Annotated in this window: 24 protein-coding genes and 1 other RNA gene; 7 read left to right on the top strand and 18 right to left on the bottom strand. The window is 57.6% G+C overall.

Features of this window, described 5'->3' with window-relative positions:
* Positions 1–116 precede the first annotated feature (116 nt).
* Together ABD971_RS03820 and ABD971_RS03815 are read left to right on the top strand one after the other, a co-directional pair.
* Complete coding sequence (locus ABD971_RS03820) at positions 117–749, top strand: hypothetical protein (protein WP_345319565.1); 633 nt, start codon at positions 117–119, stop codon at positions 747–749.
* A gap of 51 nt (positions 750–800) precedes the next feature.
* Positions 801–962 carry a hypothetical protein gene (locus tag ABD971_RS03815; protein ID WP_345319563.1) on the top strand — a complete coding sequence of 54 codons (162 nt, stop codon included), beginning with the start codon at positions 801–803 and terminating at the stop codon, positions 960–962.
* Here ABD971_RS03815 and ABD971_RS03810 read toward each other — a convergent pair.
* The 18 genes from ABD971_RS03810 to ABD971_RS03725 form a co-directional block, all read right to left on the bottom strand.
* A complete protein-coding gene (locus tag ABD971_RS03810; protein WP_345319561.1) occupies positions 926–1,717 on the bottom strand; it encodes a hypothetical protein in 792 nt (263 codons plus the stop codon). The two genes, ABD971_RS03815 and ABD971_RS03810, sit on opposite strands and share 37 nt — an antisense overlap.
* Positions 1,717–5,253: a phage tail tape measure protein gene (locus tag ABD971_RS03805; protein ID WP_345319559.1), complete on the bottom strand. Its 3,537-nt coding sequence runs from the start codon at positions 5,251–5,253 to the stop codon at positions 1,717–1,719. Before ABD971_RS03805 ends, ABD971_RS03810 begins: the two co-directional genes overlap by 1 nt.
* Positions 5,211–5,471 (bottom strand): hypothetical protein, encoded by a 261-nt coding sequence (locus ABD971_RS03800; protein ID WP_345319557.1) that lies wholly within the window; start codon positions 5,469–5,471, stop codon positions 5,211–5,213. Before ABD971_RS03800 ends, ABD971_RS03805 begins: the two co-directional genes overlap by 43 nt.
* Positions 5,472–5,491: 20 nt before the next feature.
* A complete protein-coding gene (locus ABD971_RS03795) occupies positions 5,492–5,992 on the bottom strand; it encodes a hypothetical protein (protein WP_345319555.1) in 501 nt (166 codons plus the stop codon).
* A 22-nt stretch (positions 5,993–6,014) separates the two neighbouring features.
* On the bottom strand, positions 6,015–6,428 hold the full coding sequence (locus tag ABD971_RS03790) for a hypothetical protein (RefSeq protein ID WP_184301764.1): 414 nt from the start codon (positions 6,426–6,428) through the stop codon (positions 6,015–6,017).
* 27 nt (positions 6,429–6,455) lie between these two features.
* Positions 6,456–7,013: a hypothetical protein gene (locus ABD971_RS03785; protein WP_345319552.1), complete on the bottom strand. Its 558-nt coding sequence runs from the start codon at positions 7,011–7,013 to the stop codon at positions 6,456–6,458.
* Positions 7,010–7,453 (bottom strand): hypothetical protein, encoded by a 444-nt coding sequence (locus ABD971_RS03780; RefSeq protein ID WP_184301770.1) that lies wholly within the window; start codon positions 7,451–7,453, stop codon positions 7,010–7,012. Before ABD971_RS03780 ends, ABD971_RS03785 begins: the two co-directional genes overlap by 4 nt.
* The gene (locus ABD971_RS03775; protein WP_486348642.1) at positions 7,450–7,821 is read right to left on the bottom strand and encodes a hypothetical protein; all 372 of its coding nucleotides are present in this window, start codon (positions 7,819–7,821) and stop codon (positions 7,450–7,452) included. The genes ABD971_RS03780 and ABD971_RS03775 overlap by 4 nt, the downstream gene beginning before the upstream one ends.
* Positions 7,822–7,826: 5 nt before the next feature.
* The gene (locus ABD971_RS03770) at positions 7,827–8,105 is read right to left on the bottom strand and encodes a hypothetical protein (protein ID WP_345319545.1); all 279 of its coding nucleotides are present in this window, start codon (positions 8,103–8,105) and stop codon (positions 7,827–7,829) included.
* Positions 8,106–8,110: 5 nt separating this feature from the next.
* Complete coding sequence (locus ABD971_RS03765) at positions 8,111–9,106, bottom strand: hypothetical protein (protein WP_345319543.1); 996 nt, start codon at positions 9,104–9,106, stop codon at positions 8,111–8,113.
* Entirely contained in the window at positions 9,096–9,707 is a 612-nt protein-coding gene (locus ABD971_RS03760) for a hypothetical protein (RefSeq protein ID WP_345319542.1), read from the bottom strand. Before ABD971_RS03760 ends, ABD971_RS03765 begins: the two co-directional genes overlap by 11 nt.
* 24 nt (positions 9,708–9,731) lie before the next feature.
* Positions 9,732–10,082: a DUF2190 family protein gene (locus ABD971_RS03755; protein WP_345319540.1), complete on the bottom strand. Its 351-nt coding sequence runs from the start codon at positions 10,080–10,082 to the stop codon at positions 9,732–9,734.
* Positions 10,083–10,091: 9 nt separating this feature from the next.
* Positions 10,092–10,421: a DUF2190 family protein gene (locus tag ABD971_RS03750; protein WP_345319538.1), complete on the bottom strand. Its 330-nt coding sequence runs from the start codon at positions 10,419–10,421 to the stop codon at positions 10,092–10,094.
* Between the two features lie 53 nt (positions 10,422–10,474).
* Positions 10,475–12,493 carry a phage major capsid protein gene (locus ABD971_RS03745; RefSeq protein ID WP_345319536.1) on the bottom strand — a complete coding sequence of 673 codons (2,019 nt, stop codon included), beginning with the start codon at positions 12,491–12,493 and terminating at the stop codon, positions 10,475–10,477.
* Positions 12,465–13,958, bottom strand: coding sequence for a phage portal protein (locus ABD971_RS03740; RefSeq protein WP_345319534.1), 1,494 nt, complete (start codon positions 13,956–13,958; stop codon positions 12,465–12,467). Before ABD971_RS03740 ends, ABD971_RS03745 begins: the two co-directional genes overlap by 29 nt.
* 64 nt (positions 13,959–14,022) lie before the next feature.
* Entirely contained in the window at positions 14,023–14,220 is a 198-nt protein-coding gene (locus ABD971_RS03735) for a hypothetical protein (RefSeq protein ID WP_345319532.1), read from the bottom strand.
* A 91-nt stretch (positions 14,221–14,311) separates the two neighbouring features.
* The gene (locus tag ABD971_RS03730; protein ID WP_345319530.1) at positions 14,312–16,579 is read right to left on the bottom strand and encodes a terminase gpA endonuclease subunit; all 2,268 of its coding nucleotides are present in this window, start codon (positions 16,577–16,579) and stop codon (positions 14,312–14,314) included.
* Positions 16,569–16,886 carry a hypothetical protein gene (locus ABD971_RS03725; RefSeq protein WP_345319528.1) on the bottom strand — a complete coding sequence of 106 codons (318 nt, stop codon included), beginning with the start codon at positions 16,884–16,886 and terminating at the stop codon, positions 16,569–16,571. The genes ABD971_RS03730 and ABD971_RS03725 overlap by 11 nt, the downstream gene beginning before the upstream one ends.
* 138 nt (positions 16,887–17,024) lie before the next feature.
* Here ABD971_RS03725 and ABD971_RS03720 point away from each other — a divergent pair, with 138 nt between their 5' ends.
* The 5 genes from ABD971_RS03720 (at position 17,025) to ABD971_RS03700 (ending at position 19,443) form a co-directional block, all read left to right on the top strand.
* Entirely contained in the window at positions 17,025–17,882 is an 858-nt protein-coding gene (locus tag ABD971_RS03720) for an amidoligase family protein (protein WP_345319526.1), read from the top strand.
* A 288-nt stretch (positions 17,883–18,170) separates the two neighbouring features.
* Positions 18,171–18,446 carry a hypothetical protein gene (locus ABD971_RS03715; protein ID WP_184302038.1) on the top strand — a complete coding sequence of 92 codons (276 nt, stop codon included), beginning with the start codon at positions 18,171–18,173 and terminating at the stop codon, positions 18,444–18,446.
* A gap of 132 nt (positions 18,447–18,578) precedes the next feature.
* Positions 18,579–18,788 (top strand): hypothetical protein, encoded by a 210-nt coding sequence (locus ABD971_RS03710; RefSeq protein ID WP_345319521.1) that lies wholly within the window; start codon positions 18,579–18,581, stop codon positions 18,786–18,788.
* Positions 18,789–19,070: 282 nt separating this feature from the next.
* Entirely contained in the window at positions 19,071–19,322 is a 252-nt protein-coding gene (locus tag ABD971_RS03705) for a hypothetical protein (RefSeq protein WP_345319519.1), read from the top strand.
* A gap of 59 nt (positions 19,323–19,381) precedes the next feature.
* Positions 19,382–19,443, top strand: an RNA gene (locus ABD971_RS03700) — hammerhead ribozyme type II.
* Positions 19,444–19,464: the final 21 nt, after the last annotated feature.

Genomic DNA, 19,464 nt, shown 5'->3' with positions numbered 1-19,464 from the left:
ACGTTGTAAACCGAGACGGCGGGGCCAATCGGTTTCCATCCGCCATCAAACCGTAGCTCGCGAGCCGTTCCCCATGACTTTGCTTTGATACGTTTCGTTGGCTTGCATAGAAGCGTTTGTTTCGGCGGGTCGATCACCCAAGATCGCTGACCATCGAACTGCACTTCCAGGTATTGCTTTGGCGAATCGGCAATCGGTCCGCGAATACGCTGCGCCGAGTGATTCCGGGCGGTGATTCGTACTGTGTCGCCAGCCGGATCCTTGACCGCTTCGATCTCGCCCGCTTTGTCGAGTTGATACAGGTCGCAGTTTGCGCTGCCCGTCCGCATCCCTCGTCGGCCAGCGATGCCACCAATCGGAACCTCGACAAGGTAAACCGGATCAGCGGGCCGACCGACCCGAACGACTGCCCATTGGTCACCGAGTTGGTTGAGGTCTCGTCGCCACAGAATCTGTGCCGAGCCATCCGGTTTCGACTGCAGTGTGTCACCGGCCGATTCGCCAACGTCGGCAAACTTGTGCCAAGTCTTGACGACATTGACTCTCGCCGCCACCACGCCATCGAACACCACGCGGCCGACCTTGTCTTCCGCGATCGGTTCGATGGCGACCCCAACGCGACCTGTATGTTCGTCTTCGGTCGGTCGCACGCACTGGATCGTTGCGTCGCGAACGAAGCGGGCCAGTTCCATCGGGCCAACGGTCGGATCAGTCAGCGGCGACTCGAAGCCGACGATTCCGCCAATTAGGACCGTCGTTGCCGACAGGTTGTGGACGCGAACGGTTGCGGCGTTTCGCAAATGAGTGCGAGGTCCACCTCCGCCTGGAAGTCGATTGCGATGCGAGGCTTCCGCAGCAACGAGCAGCCGGTTGTATTCAGCGGCAGTGATCGCGAACTGATCGCCTGGTTTCACGCGTCGGGTCATCAGTTGATCCCCAACACGTTGAAGTTTCCTCCGTGATAGACCTGTTCAACGTACGCTGCCTCAGGAACTTGCAGCACGCGATCGCCGACCACTTTCTCGCCGTGTTTGACCCACAAGTAGTCCCAACCTTGCTTGGTGATGCCGGTGATGTTTCCAACCGTCATCGCGAACTCGTTCGGTCGAGCGGCGAAGTGATAAGTAACATCGACCCAGTTCTGTTCGTCTTCGCCGCCTTCGCCACCGAGGAACAACGCCTCACCAGGAGAGAAGATTGACCACGGCGTCGAATTCACTCGGCCGGTCATCGACACCATGGCAAGCAGATACGCCGTGGAAACGAACTCAAACTTCTTGCGAACGGAGAATTCAAACGCTGGAACCGTGATGTCGACGCCGGCAACGCCAGAATCGCTGACGCCGATCGCTCCGTGGTAGACCGGGGCTGCGATCCCCGGCGCTGAGTAGATGCCACGAGTCTGTAGCGATTGATTCAGATGGGTTGTGGCTCCGGTCGTACTGAACGACACGGGATCGAGTTTGGTCTTGTTGATCGTGACGCTGACCAGGGTGTGCTTCTGGTTGATAAACTCCGAGTCGATTTGCAGATACGGGATCAGGTCCTTGTGATTTGCCTTGTAATATTGATACAGGGCACTCGCAGCGGCGGCCGGATCAACAGCCCCGCCGTTTGTCGCGACGTAGGACGTGAAATCGGAGTGGGATTTCCCTCGCGACGCTTTTTCGGAGAGTGCCGCGACCTCAAAGTTGTATCCGCCGGTGGAGAGTGACATCAGCTAAACACCAACCCTCCCGACTGTGAACGTTCAACAAGGCGTCGAGTGTTCTCAGCGGTTTGGATGATTGCCCGTTTCATGTCCTCACTGAATTCGCCGCCAGACATCGCAGGCAGTTGTAATTGCGACGTGCTGCTGGTGATCGCGGAGTCAAACGCCGCGAGTGAACGACCGATGGAAGCGAAGGCCTCGGTAAATGCAGCGATGTCGAGTGTTGGCGAGGTTTCCAGGTCAGACGGACTGTTTGAATCCGATGCCTCGGGCTGACCGTTCGCTTCTCGCATGTCGACCGTCACATCGCTTACCTGATCGACTGGCGTCTCGACCGATTGCGAATCGCTTTGCACCAAGACACTCGGCGGATTCTGCGTCGGCGACTTGATGTTGATCGGTTGTTCGCGGATCGCGACCGAGGGCGCACTGACGTCTGGTACAGCGATCCGGGGAATGGTGACGTCGGGTTTGTCCAATGCCGGCACGTTGACGTCGGGTGTCTGAACTTCAGGCGAAGCAATTGTCGGATTGTTCGCAGTATTCACGTCGATATTCGGCGCGGGCGCAACGGGTGCGTCGCCCGCGATCACTTCGACGTTCGGAGCATTGACAACGATGTCGGCGACGTCGTTTCCTGGGTCGCCAATTGGTTTAGGCTCGTCGGCTTGCTCGGGCTGCAGTTTCAATTGCGGCGCGACGATGACTTCGATGGGATCATTCTCTGCTGCAATCGGATCGAGCTTCTTGAGTGGCTCAGGGACCTGTTGCGGAATCGTCGATGCTCCACTGCCTAGCCCCAGACCTCTCGCATCAAAATTTCCGGCGACTTCAGTGCGATCGGTTTCGGGACCGTTTACGAACTGGTCCATCGCTGCCTGAGCGTCTGGGTTCAGGTCGAGACGGAGATCTTTCGCATTGGGAGGTTGCAGCTCGGGATCGTCGATGCCGGGTAGATCGACCTTGGGGATTTCGACTGCGCCGGGCTCAGGCATCTTGGGCGGAGCGACCGGAGGTTCCGGGGGAGCCGCGTCGTCTGCATTTGGTTCAGCGTCCGAAGGAGCCGTTGCATTTTCCGCTCGTTCTACGGCAGCATCAAACTCGGCCTGTGCGGTCGAGATTTGCTCGTCGCGTTCTTTGCTGCGATCTTCAGCCGTGGGCCGACCTGCTTCGCGTGCGGCTTTCGCTTCCGCTCGCATCTGATCGAGCGTGCGTTGCACCCCGACCGTCGTGTCGTCGATGATTTGTTGACGATTGGACTGCGCCGCGTCGTTCTCGCGAAACTGTTGTTCCTTCGATTGGTCAACGATCGCGTTCTTCGCGTCGGTCTCATCGTCGATCGCTCGCATGTCAGCGTCGATATCCTGACCTTCACGAGCCTTGCGACGGGCTTCGAGTTGAGCGGTGATGCCTTTCTGCATTTCGACGCGATTAGCTTCGATCTGCTCCTTTCGCTTCGATCGGCGGCGCTGACGCTCAATGATCGCTTGCTGACGTTGCTGTTCTTCAGCGGCATCGGCCGCTCGAGTGTCCGCGTCGATCTTTGCCATTTCGACATCGACGTTGATGTCGTCGTCGAACAGTCCCTTGAGTTTGATCCATGCCTTCTTGAGGAATCCGACGGTTGAATTCCACATCGACTTCACTTGACCGACGAATACGGTCCAGGTATCCGCAAGGTAATCGACGGTTTCGACCCAAGCGTTCTCAACGCCGGCCAATGCGTTGATGAGCACTCCACCAATTTGCACCGAGACGTCGCCAGCAATGTCAACGAGTTCGTGGAGCTTCAGGAATCCCTTCTTCAGGAACCCGATCGTATTGTTCCAGCCTTTTTGCACGGCCGAGGTGAGAATCGTCCAGCCATCGGCCATGAAACCGAGCGTGCTGTTCCAAACACCAGCGAGTCCCGACAAGGCACCAATGAGAACATCCCCGATCGCGTAAGCGGAATCGGCCCACACGTCAGAGATATATTGAGTGAAGTCGGCCCAGAGGCCTTTGATATAGGTGGTGCCTTTAACCCATTGGAGTTTCAGATACGTCCACAGCACGTCGGTTGCCGCCGTGATATCACCAGCGGCAAGTGCGTTTGCGATCGCGCCAAATGCGGCGAGGGTGTCGGCTTTGAGTGTCTCGAAAACACCTTTGAGATACTCGACCGCCTGGCCAGCGATCCCAGTCGAGTAGAGAAAGTAGCCACCGAGCGCGGCGACTGCTGCCACAACCAGGCCCAGCGGTGTGAAGAGAAGTCCGACGGCAGAGACGATCACGCCGATCGACGCACCAATGAATGAAAAGATAGACGCGAGTCCACCTATTGCGAATGATGCAACGGCAGCGAACGAACCGAGGGCGAACAATGCCGCGCCGATCGTGAAGATGGCGATGGCACTCGCAGCAGCAATCTTGACGATCTTTTGATTCTTGTTGATCCACTCGATCACGCCCGATGCCGCCCGACTGAATGCTTGCACCATCGTCGTGACGCTGCCTTCGAGCGATTCACCGATGGCGATTGCGACTCCTTCGATGGATGATTTCAGGATTCGGAACGCTCCGCCGAGTCCGCCCTCCATCTCTTCAGCCGTTTTGCCAGCGATTCCACCTGCCTTTTGCAATTCGGAATACAACTCCCGTGTATCGGCAACGCTTTTGCCGATCGAACTGGCCGCAGTGATGCCGAGCAGTCCGAACACCTCGTTCAGCTTTTCGGCTTTCTCTGCCGTGCCCATCTTCGCGGTCGCTGCAGCGACTTCGCCAAGAATGTCGACGAGCGATCGAGCGTTGCCCTTTGCGTCCTTGGTCGTGACACCGAACGTGGTTTTGAACTTCTCGGATTCGGCGGCACTGATCGTCAGCAACCGTCGCATCGCGTTACCGGCCGACGAACCTTGGATGCCCATATTGCCGAGCGTGCCGAGGATCGCGAGAGTTTCTTCGAGACTCATGTTCGCATCGGCGGCGACGGGGCCGGCGTAAGACAAGGCTTCGCCAAGAGATTCCACCGTATTGAACGATTTGTTCGCTGCGGCGGTCAGACCATCGGCGACTCGCGTCGCTTCGCCCGCTTCCATTCCGAACTGGCGAATTGTCGCTGCCATGATGCCGGATGCCTGAGTCGCATCGGTTCCGGTCGCGCGGGCCATGTTCATCACGGCGGCCGTCATCTTCTCGATCTGCTCAGGCTTGAAACCAGCACGACCGAGTTCGGTCATTAATGACGCAACTTCGCTGGCCGAGTAGCTTGTGGTTGCTCCGAGTTTCTTCGCGGTATTGCGAAGCGATTCAAGTTGCGATCCGGTCGCTTGCGTGATCGCGGCGACGCCCCGCACGGCGTCGTCGAAGTTGGAGAAGATCGCGACGCTGCCGGCCAGAGGTGCTCCGGCGGCCGCGCCGAGTCCCATCAGTTTGGTGCCAAGCAACCGCGTCGACGCACCGAACGATTCCAGACGCTTCTGAGCCGACCGCAGACCCTTCACGAATGCTGCATCCTTGGTCAGCAGTTCGACGTAGGCGGATCCGGCTCGGACTTGGGACATGGAGAATCGTTCTCACGGGGTTGGAATCGTGCGCCAAGCAGATGGGCGACTTGTTCGACAGTGGCTTTCACCGGAACGGACCGCGTGACCGTGTAGGGATTGAAGTCATCGGGCTTGAACGGCTTCCGGCGACGCTTTCGATCGCGATTGATTTCAGCGGTCAGTGCCATCACGCTGCTGGCGATGTGCCAATCGTGCTGACGCCGAGCTTCAGCCATTTGGACGAGTTGCCGAAGCGTCAGTGGTCCTGGGTCGACTCCGATGATGCCGGCGAGTCGGATGATGAGTCGTTCAATGTCGGCACCGCGAGTTTGCGTTCCAGATCCTCCACAATCCGATCCACCAGATTCGGATCGTCCAGCCGCTGCTCGATCGCTGCCAAGCCCCGCGTCTCGATCATCTTCTGCTTGTCGGCCGCCTTCCGCAGAAGACGGCGTCGGGACTCCGGGAAGTACGCGACCAACGCATCCACCAATGCCTTACATGCTTCGTCGATCGAGTCGCCGGCCAGACCCTCGGCGAACGATTCGTCGTCAACGTCTTGCTGATCGGCTTGCGGCTTGCAAATCGCGAACAACACATCGCCCAGCAACAATGGGTCGCTCGACAACCGAGTGACCAAATCGCCGTCGATCGCATCCAGCAATCGCACGTCGGTGAGTGCCTTCACGCGGCGAAGCGTGGTGTTGTCGATGTCGACGATCCAGACGCGACCACGACGATCAATGAATTTCTGCATGGAGTTCCGTTCCGAGGATTACTTAGGGCGTGCCGCTACCGACGTTCATTCCGCTGCCGGACGATGATTGGGTTGGTTTCAATGTAACGTCGGCCGACACCACCTCTTCGAGGTTTTGATTGACATTGAAGTTCATGACTTCACACGTCAGCGTCAGCGATCCGCCAGCATCCGAAATGCCAACGTCCGTCGGCGTTCCGCTGCTCCATAGTCCTTGCAACATCCCGAACGCGGTGTCACCGTTCTTGTTGAGCACCGTGAATTCGATTGACGCGTCTTTCAGAGTGCCGACTGTGGCTCGCCAGCCGTTGTTGTCACGAGTTGATGCGTCGGCTTCGGCCTTTTCGAGATTGACCGTCAAGTCCTTGACGTTCTTGATCTCGGCCCCGTCGATGGTCAGGACGGCATCGAGACCGAGTTTCACTTCTGCTGACATGTTTCGATTCCATCCTGGGTCGAGAGACTATTTCACCGAGTCACGCCAGAACTTTGGCAGGCGAGCTTGGTTGGCGATGAGCGCTGGTTTCATGAACGGGCGTTTGGGATATCGTCGCGGCTTTCTGGCTCCACGTCGTTCGTTCTCTTCTTCGATCAGTCGTGTGGCTCGGTTGGCCTGAGCGACGGTCAGCAACTTGATGCGGGCAAACTTGCCGGGCTGTTTCGCACGGATCGGCCCGTGCTCGCCAACGCGGAACCGGTGTCGCTTCAGTTTGCGTCGCTTTGTAGCAACGCCACCGAATTCGTGCAGGTTCCACAACCGGCCAGCGATTTCATTGACCGGACCGATGACGGCTTGTTCGCGTTCGCGGTCCACTTCGTAGCGGAGCACGCGACGCAGCATTCCGGTCGGCGAGCTGGGCGGCGATCCGGGGTTGGATGGTTTCTTGCGTTTGCGGATAGATCGTTTTGCGGTCGTCCGGACCGTGCCGGCTGCATGACCGAGGCTTTTGAAGGTCGCTTGGTTGACCTTCTTTTTCAGTTGGCCCGGCGTGAAATGCACGCGAGCCCGAATGTGCATCATTTCGCCAGCTCAAACGTCAACGAAAGCAGACTCGTGAATTGATTGAACTGGGTCCAATGCTCGGAGGAGTAAAGGACGGAGTTTTCGACTTTGATACAGCGGGCTGCCACGAACGAGTTGAGGCGTTTGAGTCGGAAGTAGTCGGCCAGTTCTTCGACAAAGAACACCAGCGGGTCGATCTCTTTGGCATCGCCCTTGCTGAACTTCTTTTGGACTGCAACGTCGATAGTGGCGTGATACTTGTTCGATGCTCGATCGAGAGGCAGGTATTCAACCTCGCGAGGCACCACGGTGACCCGCAGTTCCTTCATGTCTTCGAGATCAAAGTTGGGGACGTAAAGTCGCTGCGCGGAGAGGTTGGTCTTGCTGAAAGAGCCGGCGTTGATTTCCGCGACGACGCTTTCGGCAATTTGAATGACGGTTGCAGGCGTTGCTGTCATGTGATCGTGTCAACCAGTTTGGTGTGGATGCGGAGTTTGACGCGGAAGGGATCGCTGTATCGCCACGGCGGCTCGTTGCCGATGGACATCAGTTCGTAAACGAAGGTCGTGTCGCCGTCCGTTTCGAGAATGCGATCGCCGCGTCGAGGCCATGTTCCAATGGCGGATTGCAGTAAGTCCTTCGTGTTAATCAGAAAGTCGCGGACCTGAGCACGCGTGATGACACCTTCGCCGTCATCCTGTTCGTATTCCGACTTACCGATTGTGGCCGGCAGTTCAACCGAGAGTTCATCACGCTGGTAGATGACCGCCCGCGAGGCGAACTGGGTCAGCTTGGCGGAAAGCCACGACTGACCTCGTTGCAACATGTCGCTCACGATTTGCGTGGCTTCGGTGCTGATGTCGTTTTCGACTGAAACAGGGCAGTCGCCTTCTCGCCAAGCTCTTCACGCCAGGCTTCGTCGGCTCGCCGTTGATATTCGTCAGCGATCGCTTCCGCTTCTTCGCTAAGTTGTTGTTGCCGAAAGTTCGCCGGCCGCGCAAAAGACTGCACGAATTTCGGGTTGGATGAGTCACGGTCTCGCTTCTTCGCCGGCAGAATGGCGACGGCAACCAGGACCAGGACGACGACAGTTGCAATTCCAAGAATCATAAGTTTCACAGGCCTCGTTTAATGAGAATGAATCCGAGCAACAGAACCGCAACGAAGATCAACGCGAGGGTGGCCATCTCACCAGCCCCCGCCCAAATCAACGCGTTGCGTCCACCAGAGTCTCGGTCGAAGAGTCGATCGCGATCACCGTCATGATCCCGATCGAAAGGCCGCCATCTATTGTCGGCAGGTTCAATCGGGCAATAACCATCGGGGCAATCCTCGGACGAGAGCTGCAGCGTTGGTGAGATCGCAGCGTCCCAGGAATACCCTCGCGTCTTTAGTGCACCAGTCTTCTGGGCTTGGCGTGTTTGTTGATAGAGTTCGTAGCCGTGTCGCAGGTCGTCGTAGAGTTCACGAGCAGTTGATGGCAACATGGTGTGACCCGCCGCGTGGACATGCCCGCCGGTTGAGTCCTGGAAAAGCACGACCGGGAATTGGTCTGCCGGCACGATGTCTGCGTATCGTGTTCGGTAAAGCGCGTTTGATTCGGTGTAAACTTGAAATGCGCACTTTGCTTTCAACTTCACCAGATTTGGGTCCGTATTGAACCAATCAAGCAAACGTTGGCTATTGGCGTCGCTGCCGACAAACAATGCAATTTGATAACGCTTCTTTGCTTGTTCGGCTTGCGTTGCCGGTCGCGTGCTGCTCGTCGACGCGGGAGTGACGATTATCGGTGCTGGAATTGTTGGGCCTGTAGGCACGATACGATACGGCTGCACCGTTGGAATCGCATTCGGTGGACACGGCGGACAGTAGCCAGACTGTTGTTTCAGTTCGCCTTGTGCTTCCAAATTGACGTGCGAGGGTTGCGGTAGTTGTTGGATTCGTGTTCCAGCCTCGTTGATGGGTCTTGCCGCCGGCAATCGCCAAGATTCGTTCGTGTCGGCTGCGGGAGTTCGGTGCAATGCCGTGAACACTGCTCCGAGCATCACTGCATGTAGTACAGCGACCACAATCAGACCGACGCTAAGTCGGATCCGGATTTCATCTTTCATCAATGACCTCATAACTTCGATAGGGCAAGGAACTGGCCGGGTCTTCCATCACCGTCAGGGCGAACCCGCCGTAGCCAGCCCAGAGACGCACGAATTGTTCGCGTGGCGTGAGTTCAAACCGGCCGGGATAGTTGTTGTCGAGAATCGCTGCGTATTGCCGACCGTCGCGATTCACCCAGCCGACAAAAGTGCAACAATGGGCCGGCTTCCACCACAGGATTGCACCGCGCCGAGTCGCCGTCGCCCAATCCAGAAAGCGCGGGTCGGCTTTGGTCGTATAGCTGTAGTCGATGTTAGCCGCGTCGAGTCGGCTTCGCAAACGAGAGTCCCACTCGCCATCGCTGTAGGTCGCACGCCAACGTTCGCCGAGTTCAAACTCGTTGAGCCAACGCAGGTGATTCACAAGCGAGGCATGAACACAGCTGCCTTGATTGAGACGTCCCGTCCAATTTCGTTGATGCAAGGGGGTGGGAAGATTGGCGATCGGTTGTTCGGGCGGTGGTGCCGGTAGCGAGCGGACTTGAACGTCGCCCTCCGGCAAACAGCCCGTGCAAATCAGTAGCAAGCATGCGACGCCAAGCGTGCGCAGTTTCGCTTTCATGCGAGGACCTCGTTTTGGGTGTGATTACTGAATCAGTTTGACTTTGACGGTCAGCGAACTCGGTGGCGCGTCCTCCACCGCGATGCCGATCATCGAGTGCTGGTACTGGTTCTTGATGACGTGGTGACTGATCTTGGACCAGTAAAGAATGGTGCCAGCAGGAATGTTGGTCGTTGGGTCTTTGACAACGTCGAAGACGCCGGCGACGGTGATGCTGCCGCGAGACTTGGGACAGATGCCGAACTTGGCAACGCCAACCAGCTTGCCGAGAACAACGACGCTGCCGGCGGTGATTTCATAGTCGGTGACGATCGGAATGGTCACACCCTCGTGGACGTGGACCGCACCGACGGCCGCGATAATGGGGTTGTTCACGGTGGGTCATCACTGGCTCAAACGAACGCGAACGAAGTTGTCGGTCGGTTCGGCATCGGAGACAACTTTGCCGAGGTAGACCGAACCGTCGGGCACTTCGGTGACGATGCCGTCGACGGTCGCGTACACCATCTGGCCGGCGGTGTAGGTTTCCGCGTCCGCGGGGTCTTTGGGAATGTCGAACACTCCCTCGACCGCGATCGAGCCGAGCGTGTCGGCCTTCAAGTCGCGTTTGGTGATGCCGACCAGGTCGCCTTGGATGACGATCGAGCCGACAGGGACGTCGACATCGGGTGTGAAGTCAACTTGTTTGCCATCGTGAATGAATTGAGCTTGCATAGGAGTTGTCAGGCTGGAGGCGGTAGGCTTGAGAATGAACGATCAGCGGGCAATCACTCGCCGGCGACTTTCACGGCCGCTCGGTGGTCTTGGCTATTCACACCGAAGTCGATATAAGACCGGAAGCCCATGCCGAGGGTGTTGGGTGGCATTTCGACTCGCTCGATGATCGGCGTGCGGCGACCGTTCAGGAACACGATCTCGAATGCCGGCAACACTTGCGGGTTGGCGAACAAGTACCACGCGGCGGCACTGGCACCGGGGTAGTAAGAGTCCGATAGGTGCGGCGTCGAAATGATCCGGTACTTGTTGCGGTGCGGGTTATCGACCGGGATCTTGGTGGGTGATCCCTGGGCGTCGATCATCAATTGCGACGATCCCATCAACAGTTCGGCTTCCGTTTCCAGCTCAACTGGCACGACCAGGAACTCGGGCCGGATGTTGATCGGCTTTTGGTCCTTGGGTTTGCCACCGGGGCCGGCTTTCTGTTTGCGGAAGGTGGTCTTGGCGACCGTCAGTGCATCGGGTCCGAACTTGGTGTCGGCACCCTGCAGCAAGTTTGCGTTGGACGAGGAGAAGAAGCCGGCGTTCTTCAGCAGCAGCGTGAAGAACAAATCGTCGATGGACTCGGCTCCCGAGCGTCCCATTTGACGCGGAATGTCCATAAAGGCCGACAGGTCATCGTTAATGATGTCGTGACGTGTAAGGGTCAAGATTTGACCATAGGTGTCGGCCTTGTTGCTGTATTTCTGTTCCGACAGCTTTCCGTGCTTCAATTCGCCATCGGGTGCGACTTGCTCGAAGCCACCGGTGCCGAGCAATCGGTAGCGGGCCACTTCTTTGAAGTCGGTGACGGTTCCGACACTGCACAGATCGAAAGCGGCGATCGGCGTGTTTTGATAGGCCGCCAGCAACGTCTTGTTCATGACATTTTCCATGATGCTGGGCAGACTCATGGAACTGAAACCGGCACGAATCGTTGCGGTCCCGTCGCCAAAGACACGCGGAACGTCGATGCCTTCGCTGCGAGCACACTCGGCGACAAGTTCTCGCAAACCGATGTGGCGTAGCGGATCGGCTGCGTTGAGCGTCTTCTCGCCATAGCCAGCGAGCAGCACCTTTTCCTCGATGCCGACCGAGAGACACGCAGCGGCTTCGAGGATTTCGCGGGTGTAACGCGGTGAGTTTTGGGTTTGATCGGGAGCCTTGGGGCGTTCGCTTCGCAGCACGGCGAGTTCCGTTTTCGTAATGGACCAGCCTTGCTCGATTGCATCGGCTTCGATGTCGGGATGGTTTTCAGCACACAACCTGCGAATACCGGCGATGCGGCGTGATTCAGCGGCGGCCTCGGCACGCATGTCTTCGACTGGTGATGATTGCTTGGGTTGCTTCGTGTCGGCCTTGGGCTTCGTGCTCATGTTTAAACTTGCGTTGACCGGTTCGAGTTCGTCCGTGGGTTCGGTGTCTGGTTCGTCAGGTTCTTCGTCTTCAGCCAGGCCGGCAGCGACTCGAGCTTCGGTGTTGTCGTCGGCACCGAGGGCCACGAAAGAGACTTCGCCGAGCGTTGATTTGCGGGCGATGTAGACCGGGCCTTTGTGGTCTCGACCGTTGGCTTTTGCTTCTTTGCCTTCGGGGATGAAGACGACCTTGTCGGCACTCGCACCGAGTGATGCTTGCCAAGGGAATCCGTTCTCGCTGGTCGCAATCACTTCCTGAGCAGTCGCACCGACACCTGAGATCACGCCAGACACTTCGAGCGACTTATCAGTGATCGCGATGTCATCCGTGTGGCCGACGATGCTGCCGCGATCATGGTCTTTCAGGATTGGTCGCGACTTTCGGGTCACTCTCATGCCGGCGAGGTCAACGACGACCGGATAAGGCCATCCACCAAGCCGCATCGCTCCGCCGGTGTAAGCGGTCATCGAGAACTTGCGCAGCGAAGGCTTACCCACTTCCGGCGTCTCGGCTGCTGCCAGTGTGATCGTCGCCGCATCATCACAGACGATTCGCAGCGAACTTGGGACGGATTCGGCGCCGGCTTTAAGCGGCGCGTGCTGTGTCTTCGGCATTGTCTTCCGTGACTTTGGTTGAGGGTTTGGTTTCAGTTTCATCGCTGGCGGACAGACCAAGCTCACGCATCAGCGACACTTCTTTGGCACGCTGTTTGAGTTCCGTCTCCCAATCACGCCCCTGCCGCGCAAATTCGATGGCCAGAGTGGTCGTATGATTGGCGAGACGGATCTTTTGGGCATTGGCTTCTTTGGCGGGATCCACATGCTCGTGACCGTCCCAGAACCATTGGTGCTCGAACGTTGAATCGAGCGTGCGAAGCGAGTTGGGCAGATAGCCCTCGATGAGAATGGCTTCGCGAAGCCAAGCACTCAACAAGCGATCCAGAACAACGCGAGCGAGTTGGGTTTGCTCAACTCGGATCGACTTGAAGTAGGTTTGGTGATCGAGTCGCCCAGATGCATAGTTGTAACCCGAGGAATTGCCAGCGGCGACGTTGAATGGCATGTTCAAGCAACGAGCGATTTCGTTCAGAATCTCCTTCTTGAACTCGGCGTACGTCGTGCTGGGCTGCTCCGATTTCATCTGAGCCATCTTCCAGCCGCCTGGCATCGTGAGCAACATTCGCTTCTCAAGTTCGATGGGCTCGAACGGTTCCGCGGAGTCGGCTTCACCATTCGCCGGAGCGTCGGTGTACAGGATGCCGGCGAACTCGGCGGCCGTTTCGGCGGCGGCAAGCACTGCGAGCGTGAAGCGTCGAAGTTGTGCAAATAGAGGCAGTGCCGGCGTGATGTCGGGAATGCCGCGAATTTGTCCGGGACGATCACACCGAAAGTAGTGCAACACCGCGGCGGCCGGCACCGTGTCGAATTCTTCGTCGATCGTGAATGTCACATCGCCAGGATGTTCACGCAGGACGTCGTAAGTGATCGGGTTTCCGTCGGCATCAAACTGAATGCCGTCGATATATCTCGAACGGTCAGCAACTAGCGTCGGGGATGCAACTTGGTCCGCTTCGATCAATCGCAAATCGAGTTTCACTCTCGCGTCGATTCGCTCGTTGCTGGTCAGCAGTCCAAAAGATTCACCGTCCGATACACGAGCAAGCCGCATCGTTCGCAGCTTTTCGGCCAATCCAACCGCCTCGGCCCAAGCAAAGAATTCCGCCTCAACGAAACGATTCGCGGCATCGTCCGGTGTCAACATTTGCAAACGCGGCCCGGTGCCAACCACGTCATTCGCCAATGTCAGCGTGATCCCGCGAGCGTAACTGTTGTTCGCAACTTCGTATCGCGACCGATTGCGAAGCGTACGTCGAACATCCGTACTATTCGCAGCCGCGGCGGACAATCCATCGGCCCGCGACCAATGTTTCATGTTGTCGAGAGTCGTATTTGCGGCGTCGTACTTCGCACGAAGCCGCGAAAGGAAGGGCTGCCGGGGCGAGCGTCCCGGCGCGGAAGAAGAGTGGGAAGCTCCGCCACGCCATACTTGCTCGATAATCCCTGACAAACGCTTCAACATCCGTGTTGTAATCCTATTGCCGTCCCCGGCAGCCCTATGCACTTCCCAAACCGAAACAGAAAAATCAGCCAGCCGAAGGCGGCACGATCTTGTTAAAACGCAACCCGCGATTCGGCTTGCGTACTGCGTCCTTGCCAGCGAGATGCTTGTCCGCAGCGATCTGCTCCGTCAGCTTGTGCTGCTCAACCGAACCAGCATCACCGGACGCCTTCGCAGGCCCCATCGCGTTGTCGTGTATCACATCTTTTAACTCTTCAGACATAGTTAACGTTTGGTTTGAAACATTGCTTCATCCCTGGTTACCTATGCCGTAGCAGACGACACTTGTACGCGAATGTTCAGAAAGGCTCGATTTAGTTTCGTTTTCGCTTCTGAAGTTCTTTGAAACTGACTCGTTCGCGTCGGCGAGTCAGTTCCCCATCGGTTCCAAACAGCAACGCCCCCTGCATCGACGCAGCGACCGCGCAGCCGACGAGGCAGTCGAGCCAGTGGTTGTCGGGTTGCTCGGGTCGGGCTTTCCATTCGTCGACGGTTCGCCCACGGCCTTCGGTCTTAATGAAGTACTCGGCGGTGATTTGTTCGGCAAACATGCGGTGCGTTTCGGACTGGTTGCCGTAAACGGACAAGCAACCACGGTCGCCCATTGCGACAGCGAGCCTCGCATGCGTGAAGGACTTCCACCAATTCGTGTCGTAGATGATGTGGCGGATCGCGCGCTTCCCATGGACGCTCGGGATTCGCCAGTTCAAACCCACACGGTCGCCGGGGCGGCGTTTGTATTCGCTGAATGGATTCGAGGACGCACCAACGAACCGGCCATGCGACGGCAATAGGATCGAAGCGTGTGGGCTTTGCCGGCAGAATTGGTAGACGACGTTGGTGGAGTGGCCCCAGTTGGCGTCGATCAAGCACCGCCCGACCTTCATTGCCGCGCCGTCGTCACGTTGCCATTCACGGCCAAGCAAATCTTCGGTGAGTGATTCGAGGCCGGCATAGATACTGCCTTCGAGTCCCGTGCCGTCCGCGGCAGTCGCGAGCGTGTGGCGTGCATCGCGAAGCGTGTAGTACGCTCGGCTTTGATCGGGGTACGCTCCGTAGTCAATAACGTAGCCCGTGAAATCGTCTTCCCACGCTGCGACCACATAGAACAAGAGCTTTTGCTGCACGTCGATGAATGCGGTGAGATGGTTCGCCGAAATGGGAACGCAGCATCGTTCGAGTCCATTGATCTTGGAGGCTACCTGCTCGGCAGTGAGCTGGTCGGCATCGACTCGCTCTTCGGGAAGCGGTTCGTTCTGATACTCGGCGAAGAAGGCAGCTTCGTCTTGTAGTTTCAGATTCATCGCGTGTTGAATCGCCGACAATTCGTCGTGATTGAAACGCTCTTTCCACGCGACGTCGGCACCTTCGTCCATTGCCTGGCGATTCTCGCGATAGAACGCGGTACCGGCAGCTCCACCATCGCCGGCACGCAAACCCTCGGCGCGGATTTCGGCGTAGCGTTGCCACAAGGTCTCGTTGGTAGGAAACGAGTTGACCATTCTCGTTCGGGCACCGTTCCATTCCGGGTGCTTGTCGCGATCGAGAATATTGTCGGCCATGTCACCGGGACGAATGACAGTACATGGCATGATGCCCGAGATCTTCTTGCCTGGGCCGGCGAGTCCCAGCACCGCGCCGGCAAGGATCGCCTCGCGGTTGGCGCACTGCGATAGCGAACGAGCAGACTCGTCCGTTTGCGGATCATCGAGTACGACAAGCGACGGGCGAACCGTTCTGCCATCCGGCCGCTTGAACTTCATTCCACGGATGCGTCCGGTCAGGCCGGCAACCTTGATGATCGCACCGCTCGCTTTGCTGTCGGCGATCGTTGGCAAGACGACCTCTTTGGCGGTCCAACCGATCTGCGTGCGTTTTCCCTGGTAGAGCTGTCCGTTAGCACGGTTGGAGATGCCGTCCAATGCCTGAATCGGAAAGCAGACTTCGGGATAGTCGGCCAACAGCAATTCGTTGGCGTCTAGTTCGGTTTTGATCGAGTCGAGCATATCGCAGGCATGCCCTTCGTCGCTGCCGATCAGGCAAACGAAATCACGATAGCCATTGAGTACCGCCCAAATGCAAGCGACCTCCGCCAGTGAACTTTTGCCGCTACCACGTGCCATCGCCAGTGAAAACAGTCCACCTCGAACGACCGCTTCCTCGATTCGCTCAATCACCTTCAAGTGATCCGGCGACCATTGCAGATGAAACGTCAGCGAGAAATACGCTTCGCAGAAGTATCGAAAACTACCGGCGGCCTTTGATTTGCGCTGCGGGTCTTCGATCACCGGCAAGTCACCGATGTCTCGACCTGCCAATGCGATTGCTGCGTTACGGGCGCGGGCTTTGTCTTTGACCTTGCCGTAAGGATCCTCGTCGGCTGGCGGCTTCGGACGATGGCGTTCTTCGACTAGCCAGGCAGTGAAGCGGAGAAGATCGACGTGCGTTCCGTCTCCAATACGATTGCCGGCTCGCGTTCGATAGCGATAGAGCTGGCGTTCGTTAATCACCTCACCGAGCGGCATGCTATTGAGCGTCCGGCAGCACTCGCTCGGTTTCATTCGTCGCGGGTCAGTCGCCATGGTGCATCTCCTGTAAGAGCCAAGCGGTGTAGACGACCAAGTTGATCGTGCCGTCAACGTTGGTCGGTGCGCCGGCTTTTACGTCGGCGGCGATTTGTTCCTCCGGAACGCGTTGGCGGTACGCATTGCTCAACAACTTTGAAAGTTGCTCGACCGAAAGTTTTGTGGGGTCAACATTCTCTCGTTTGCCTTCCATGACGGGCTCCGTGGGTTGGTTCGCAACACGCCGCACACGTTGGCGACTGTCGCGTTTGTTTGCATGTTTGGCATCGTCGGCCGCATGTTTTAGCTGGCGACGTTGGGCCAAAACTGGCGTCGTGTGGGGATGAAAAGAAAGCTGCAGATTACTGAAACATTACTGCCGGACTTCGCTTGAGGTGCTCCGAAAGCCATGGCTCCATGTGCATTCAACAAACGAATTCACACGCCTTTCGGAGACCAAACCATGCACGCCAACGACATCGCCTTCGGTATCGAAATCGAAACCCACATGCCCGGCACCGACCGCACGCCGATCGGCGGATACCACAACGGCTTGCCGGTCGCTTGGCTGCCCGCGGGTTGGAAAGCGGAACGCGACGGTAGCATCCGCACACCGGCCGGACGTAAACCATGCGAGTTCGTATCGCCAGTCCTTCGCGGCTACGAAGGACTCGCCAACGTAGAGACCGCGGTCGACGCGATCAAAGAACGCGGCGCACGGGTTAACGAATCTTGCGGCCTTCACGTAACGGTTTCCTGGAACGGCGACGCCGGGGCCTTGGCCCGACTGATTTCGCTGATCGCGAACCACGAACGAGCCATCTACGCTTCGACCGGCACCAAACGCCGCGAACGCACTCACTGGGCGAAACAAATCAAAACCTACGGCAACAAAGACGCGGCGAAGACACGCTGCGAACGAGATCGCTACCACCTTTTGAATTTGACGCACCTGGCCGCCGGCCGAAACCGGATCGAGATTCGGGCCTTCGCCGGAACGCTCAACAAAACGAAACTGATCGGATACATCCAGATGATCTTGGGTTTGGTAGAACTTGCCCTCAATACAAAACGCTGCAGCGGATGGGACTACGCCAAGAAACCCGGCACCAAATCTTGCTGGGACCGACCGGATGCCGGCCACGGTGAAACGGAATTGAACCGGCTCTTCTACCGACTCGGATGGACCAAGGGTTGGTACAAGGGCGACCTTCGCAACAAACGCTTCGGCGAACTTTCGGTCGGCGAACAAACCTGCGACTGGAAACCGGTCAAAAAGAAGCTTCTCGACTTGGCCCGCAAATACGACCAAGCGGTCTAACGACCGACGGCCTTTCACCCCACCAACGCCGCGATGCACCTCGCGGCGTTTCTTTGGTTTTAGGGCGGCACGTGTACATCGTGTCGCGTCAACGGCGTATGTGACTAATAGCGGGCCACCGTTTCGCGTCGCGACACACGCCGCAATCTTGGGCGACGTCGGCGAGTTAAAAAAACATTCAAAAAGACTGCGAATTACTGGCTGGATTCGCTTGCTGTGTTTTGAAACGCATGGCTCATGTGTGGTCATACGAAACGGTTTTTCATTCACCCCAACGGAGACCCAAATATGACCATCGACCAACTGATCGGATTGCTCGAAGAGTACCGCGACGAACACGGTCCGGACGCCGAAGTGCGTTTGATGACGCAAGAGAACTGGCCCTTTGAAAACCGTATCGCCGGCGTCACCAGCGGCGCGGAGATGAACGAAGCGAGCGAGGACGACCCCAGCGAGTACTTCGATGATCAAGACGTCGCCGACGACGCGATCGTCTACATCGTCGAGGGTGGCCAGATTTGCTACGGCAGCAAGCGGGCCTGGGAAACATGCCGCGATTGCTAAACGAGACGCGCGAAAGCGAGTTCGGGAAACATTCAAAAACTTTCCCCAACTTCGCTTGCTGTGTCCGAAACCGCATGGCTCATGTGTGTCAACGCAAACGCATTCCCCCTTTCCAACAACGGAGACCCAACCATGGCAAAGAACACCGCTCGAGTCGAAGACGCTTACACCGCCTCGCATGTCCGGGCTTTGACCTTGCTCGAAGACCTTCACCAAATCGTCGAAGACATGCCGGCCCCTGATACGGACCATCCCATCAATTGGGAACACGTCGGTTCGCTGCAGCACCTTTGCGAACGGCTGAAGGAATTGAAGGACTTCGTTGCTCCGACCGGCGAATAGATACCCGCCCGCAACCTCTTGGCCACGCTCCCCAGCGCGGCCGTTTCTCGTTGTATCGCCGCCGACATTGGCCCGTGTCGTGCGCTGTTGCCAACGCTCGGCGAACCATGCCGATTTTCCTCGCCGGCCCACATGCGCCAACGTCGGCAACGTTTGGAAACATCGAGAAAGACTGCGAATTACCTCCAGACTTAGCTTGCTGCGTGGCGAAACGCATGGCTCATGTGTGTTAACGCCAAACGGCAAAACGATTTCAAAACCCTTTTCACGAGAGACAGAAATATGGCCATGAACGAAACGCAAAAGACCAAAGCCGCGGCCCTTCGCACCGAGATGCGAAAGCTCGACCCCGAAACGTATCAGGAAATTCGCCAGTCGTACTACAAGATCGCCGACGAACTTCGCCCTTTGGTCGACGCCCTTGAGAAAGCCGACGCGGACCTGGGACCGGACGGCCCGCTCTTGGAAGAGCACTACATCTTTTGCGAGATGCTCGACCGGCTCAACAAGAGCCTTTTGGGTGCGGTTGTGTAGACCGCCCGCCGCAAGGCAACCGGCGCGGACGGAACCGCGGCACGATTCACAAGGACAAAAGCCGAAACGCAAATGGGCGTTGTCGCGGGTGGTTCCCGCGGCCTGACGATGGCAGCCAACCACGAACGAATCCCAAACGGAG

The sequence above is a fragment of the Novipirellula rosea genome (assembly GCF_039541335.1).
Lineage (GTDB): Bacteria > Planctomycetota > Planctomycetia > Pirellulales > Pirellulaceae > Novipirellula > Novipirellula rosea.
Note: the sequence above shows the minus strand (reverse complement) of the source record. Positions and strands in the feature narration are given on the sequence as shown.

Coding starts and splice junctions, on each gene's coding strand:
- ABD971_RS03815 (WP_345319563.1), top strand. CDS start 801: ATGAGTGCGAGGTCCACCTCCGCCTGGAAGTCGATTGCGATGCGAGGC.
- ABD971_RS03810 (WP_345319561.1), bottom strand. CDS start 1,717: ATGTCACTCTCCACCGGCGGATACAACTTTGAGGTCGCGGCACTCTCC.
- ABD971_RS03805 (WP_345319559.1), bottom strand. CDS start 5,253: ATGTCCCAAGTCCGAGCCGGATCCGCCTACGTCGAACTGCTGACCAAG.
- ABD971_RS03800 (WP_345319557.1), bottom strand. CDS start 5,471: ATGGCTGAAGCTCGGCGTCAGCACGATTGGCACATCGCCAGCAGCGTG.
- ABD971_RS03795 (WP_345319555.1), bottom strand. CDS start 5,992: ATGCAGAAATTCATTGATCGTCGTGGTCGCGTCTGGATCGTCGACATC.
- ABD971_RS03790 (WP_184301764.1), bottom strand. CDS start 6,428: ATGTCAGCAGAAGTGAAACTCGGTCTCGATGCCGTCCTGACCATCGAC.
- ABD971_RS03785 (WP_345319552.1), bottom strand. CDS start 7,013: ATGATGCACATTCGGGCTCGCGTGCATTTCACGCCGGGCCAACTGAAA.
- ABD971_RS03780 (WP_184301770.1), bottom strand. CDS start 7,453: ATGACAGCAACGCCTGCAACCGTCATTCAAATTGCCGAAAGCGTCGTC.
- ABD971_RS03775 (WP_486348642.1), bottom strand. CDS start 7,821: ATGTTGCAACGAGGTCAGTCGTGGCTTTCCGCCAAGCTGACCCAGTTC.
- ABD971_RS03770 (WP_345319545.1), bottom strand. CDS start 8,105: ATGATTCTTGGAATTGCAACTGTCGTCGTCCTGGTCCTGGTTGCCGTC.
- ABD971_RS03765 (WP_345319543.1), bottom strand. CDS start 9,106: ATGAAAGATGAAATCCGGATCCGACTTAGCGTCGGTCTGATTGTGGTC.
- ABD971_RS03760 (WP_345319542.1), bottom strand. CDS start 9,707: ATGAAAGCGAAACTGCGCACGCTTGGCGTCGCATGCTTGCTACTGATT.
- ABD971_RS03750 (WP_345319538.1), bottom strand. CDS start 10,421: ATGCAAGCTCAATTCATTCACGATGGCAAACAAGTTGACTTCACACCC.
- ABD971_RS03745 (WP_345319536.1), bottom strand. CDS start 12,493: ATGCCGAAGACACAGCACGCGCCGCTTAAAGCCGGCGCCGAATCCGTC.
- ABD971_RS03740 (WP_345319534.1), bottom strand. CDS start 13,958: ATGTTGAAGCGTTTGTCAGGGATTATCGAGCAAGTATGGCGTGGCGGA.
- ABD971_RS03735 (WP_345319532.1), bottom strand. CDS start 14,220: ATGTCTGAAGAGTTAAAAGATGTGATACACGACAACGCGATGGGGCCT.
- ABD971_RS03730 (WP_345319530.1), bottom strand. CDS start 16,579: ATGGCGACTGACCCGCGACGAATGAAACCGAGCGAGTGCTGCCGGACG.
- ABD971_RS03720 (WP_345319526.1), top strand. CDS start 17,025: ATGCACGCCAACGACATCGCCTTCGGTATCGAAATCGAAACCCACATG.
- ABD971_RS03715 (WP_184302038.1), top strand. CDS start 18,171: ATGACCATCGACCAACTGATCGGATTGCTCGAAGAGTACCGCGACGAA.
- ABD971_RS03710 (WP_345319521.1), top strand. CDS start 18,579: ATGGCAAAGAACACCGCTCGAGTCGAAGACGCTTACACCGCCTCGCAT.
- ABD971_RS03705 (WP_345319519.1), top strand. CDS start 19,071: ATGGCCATGAACGAAACGCAAAAGACCAAAGCCGCGGCCCTTCGCACC.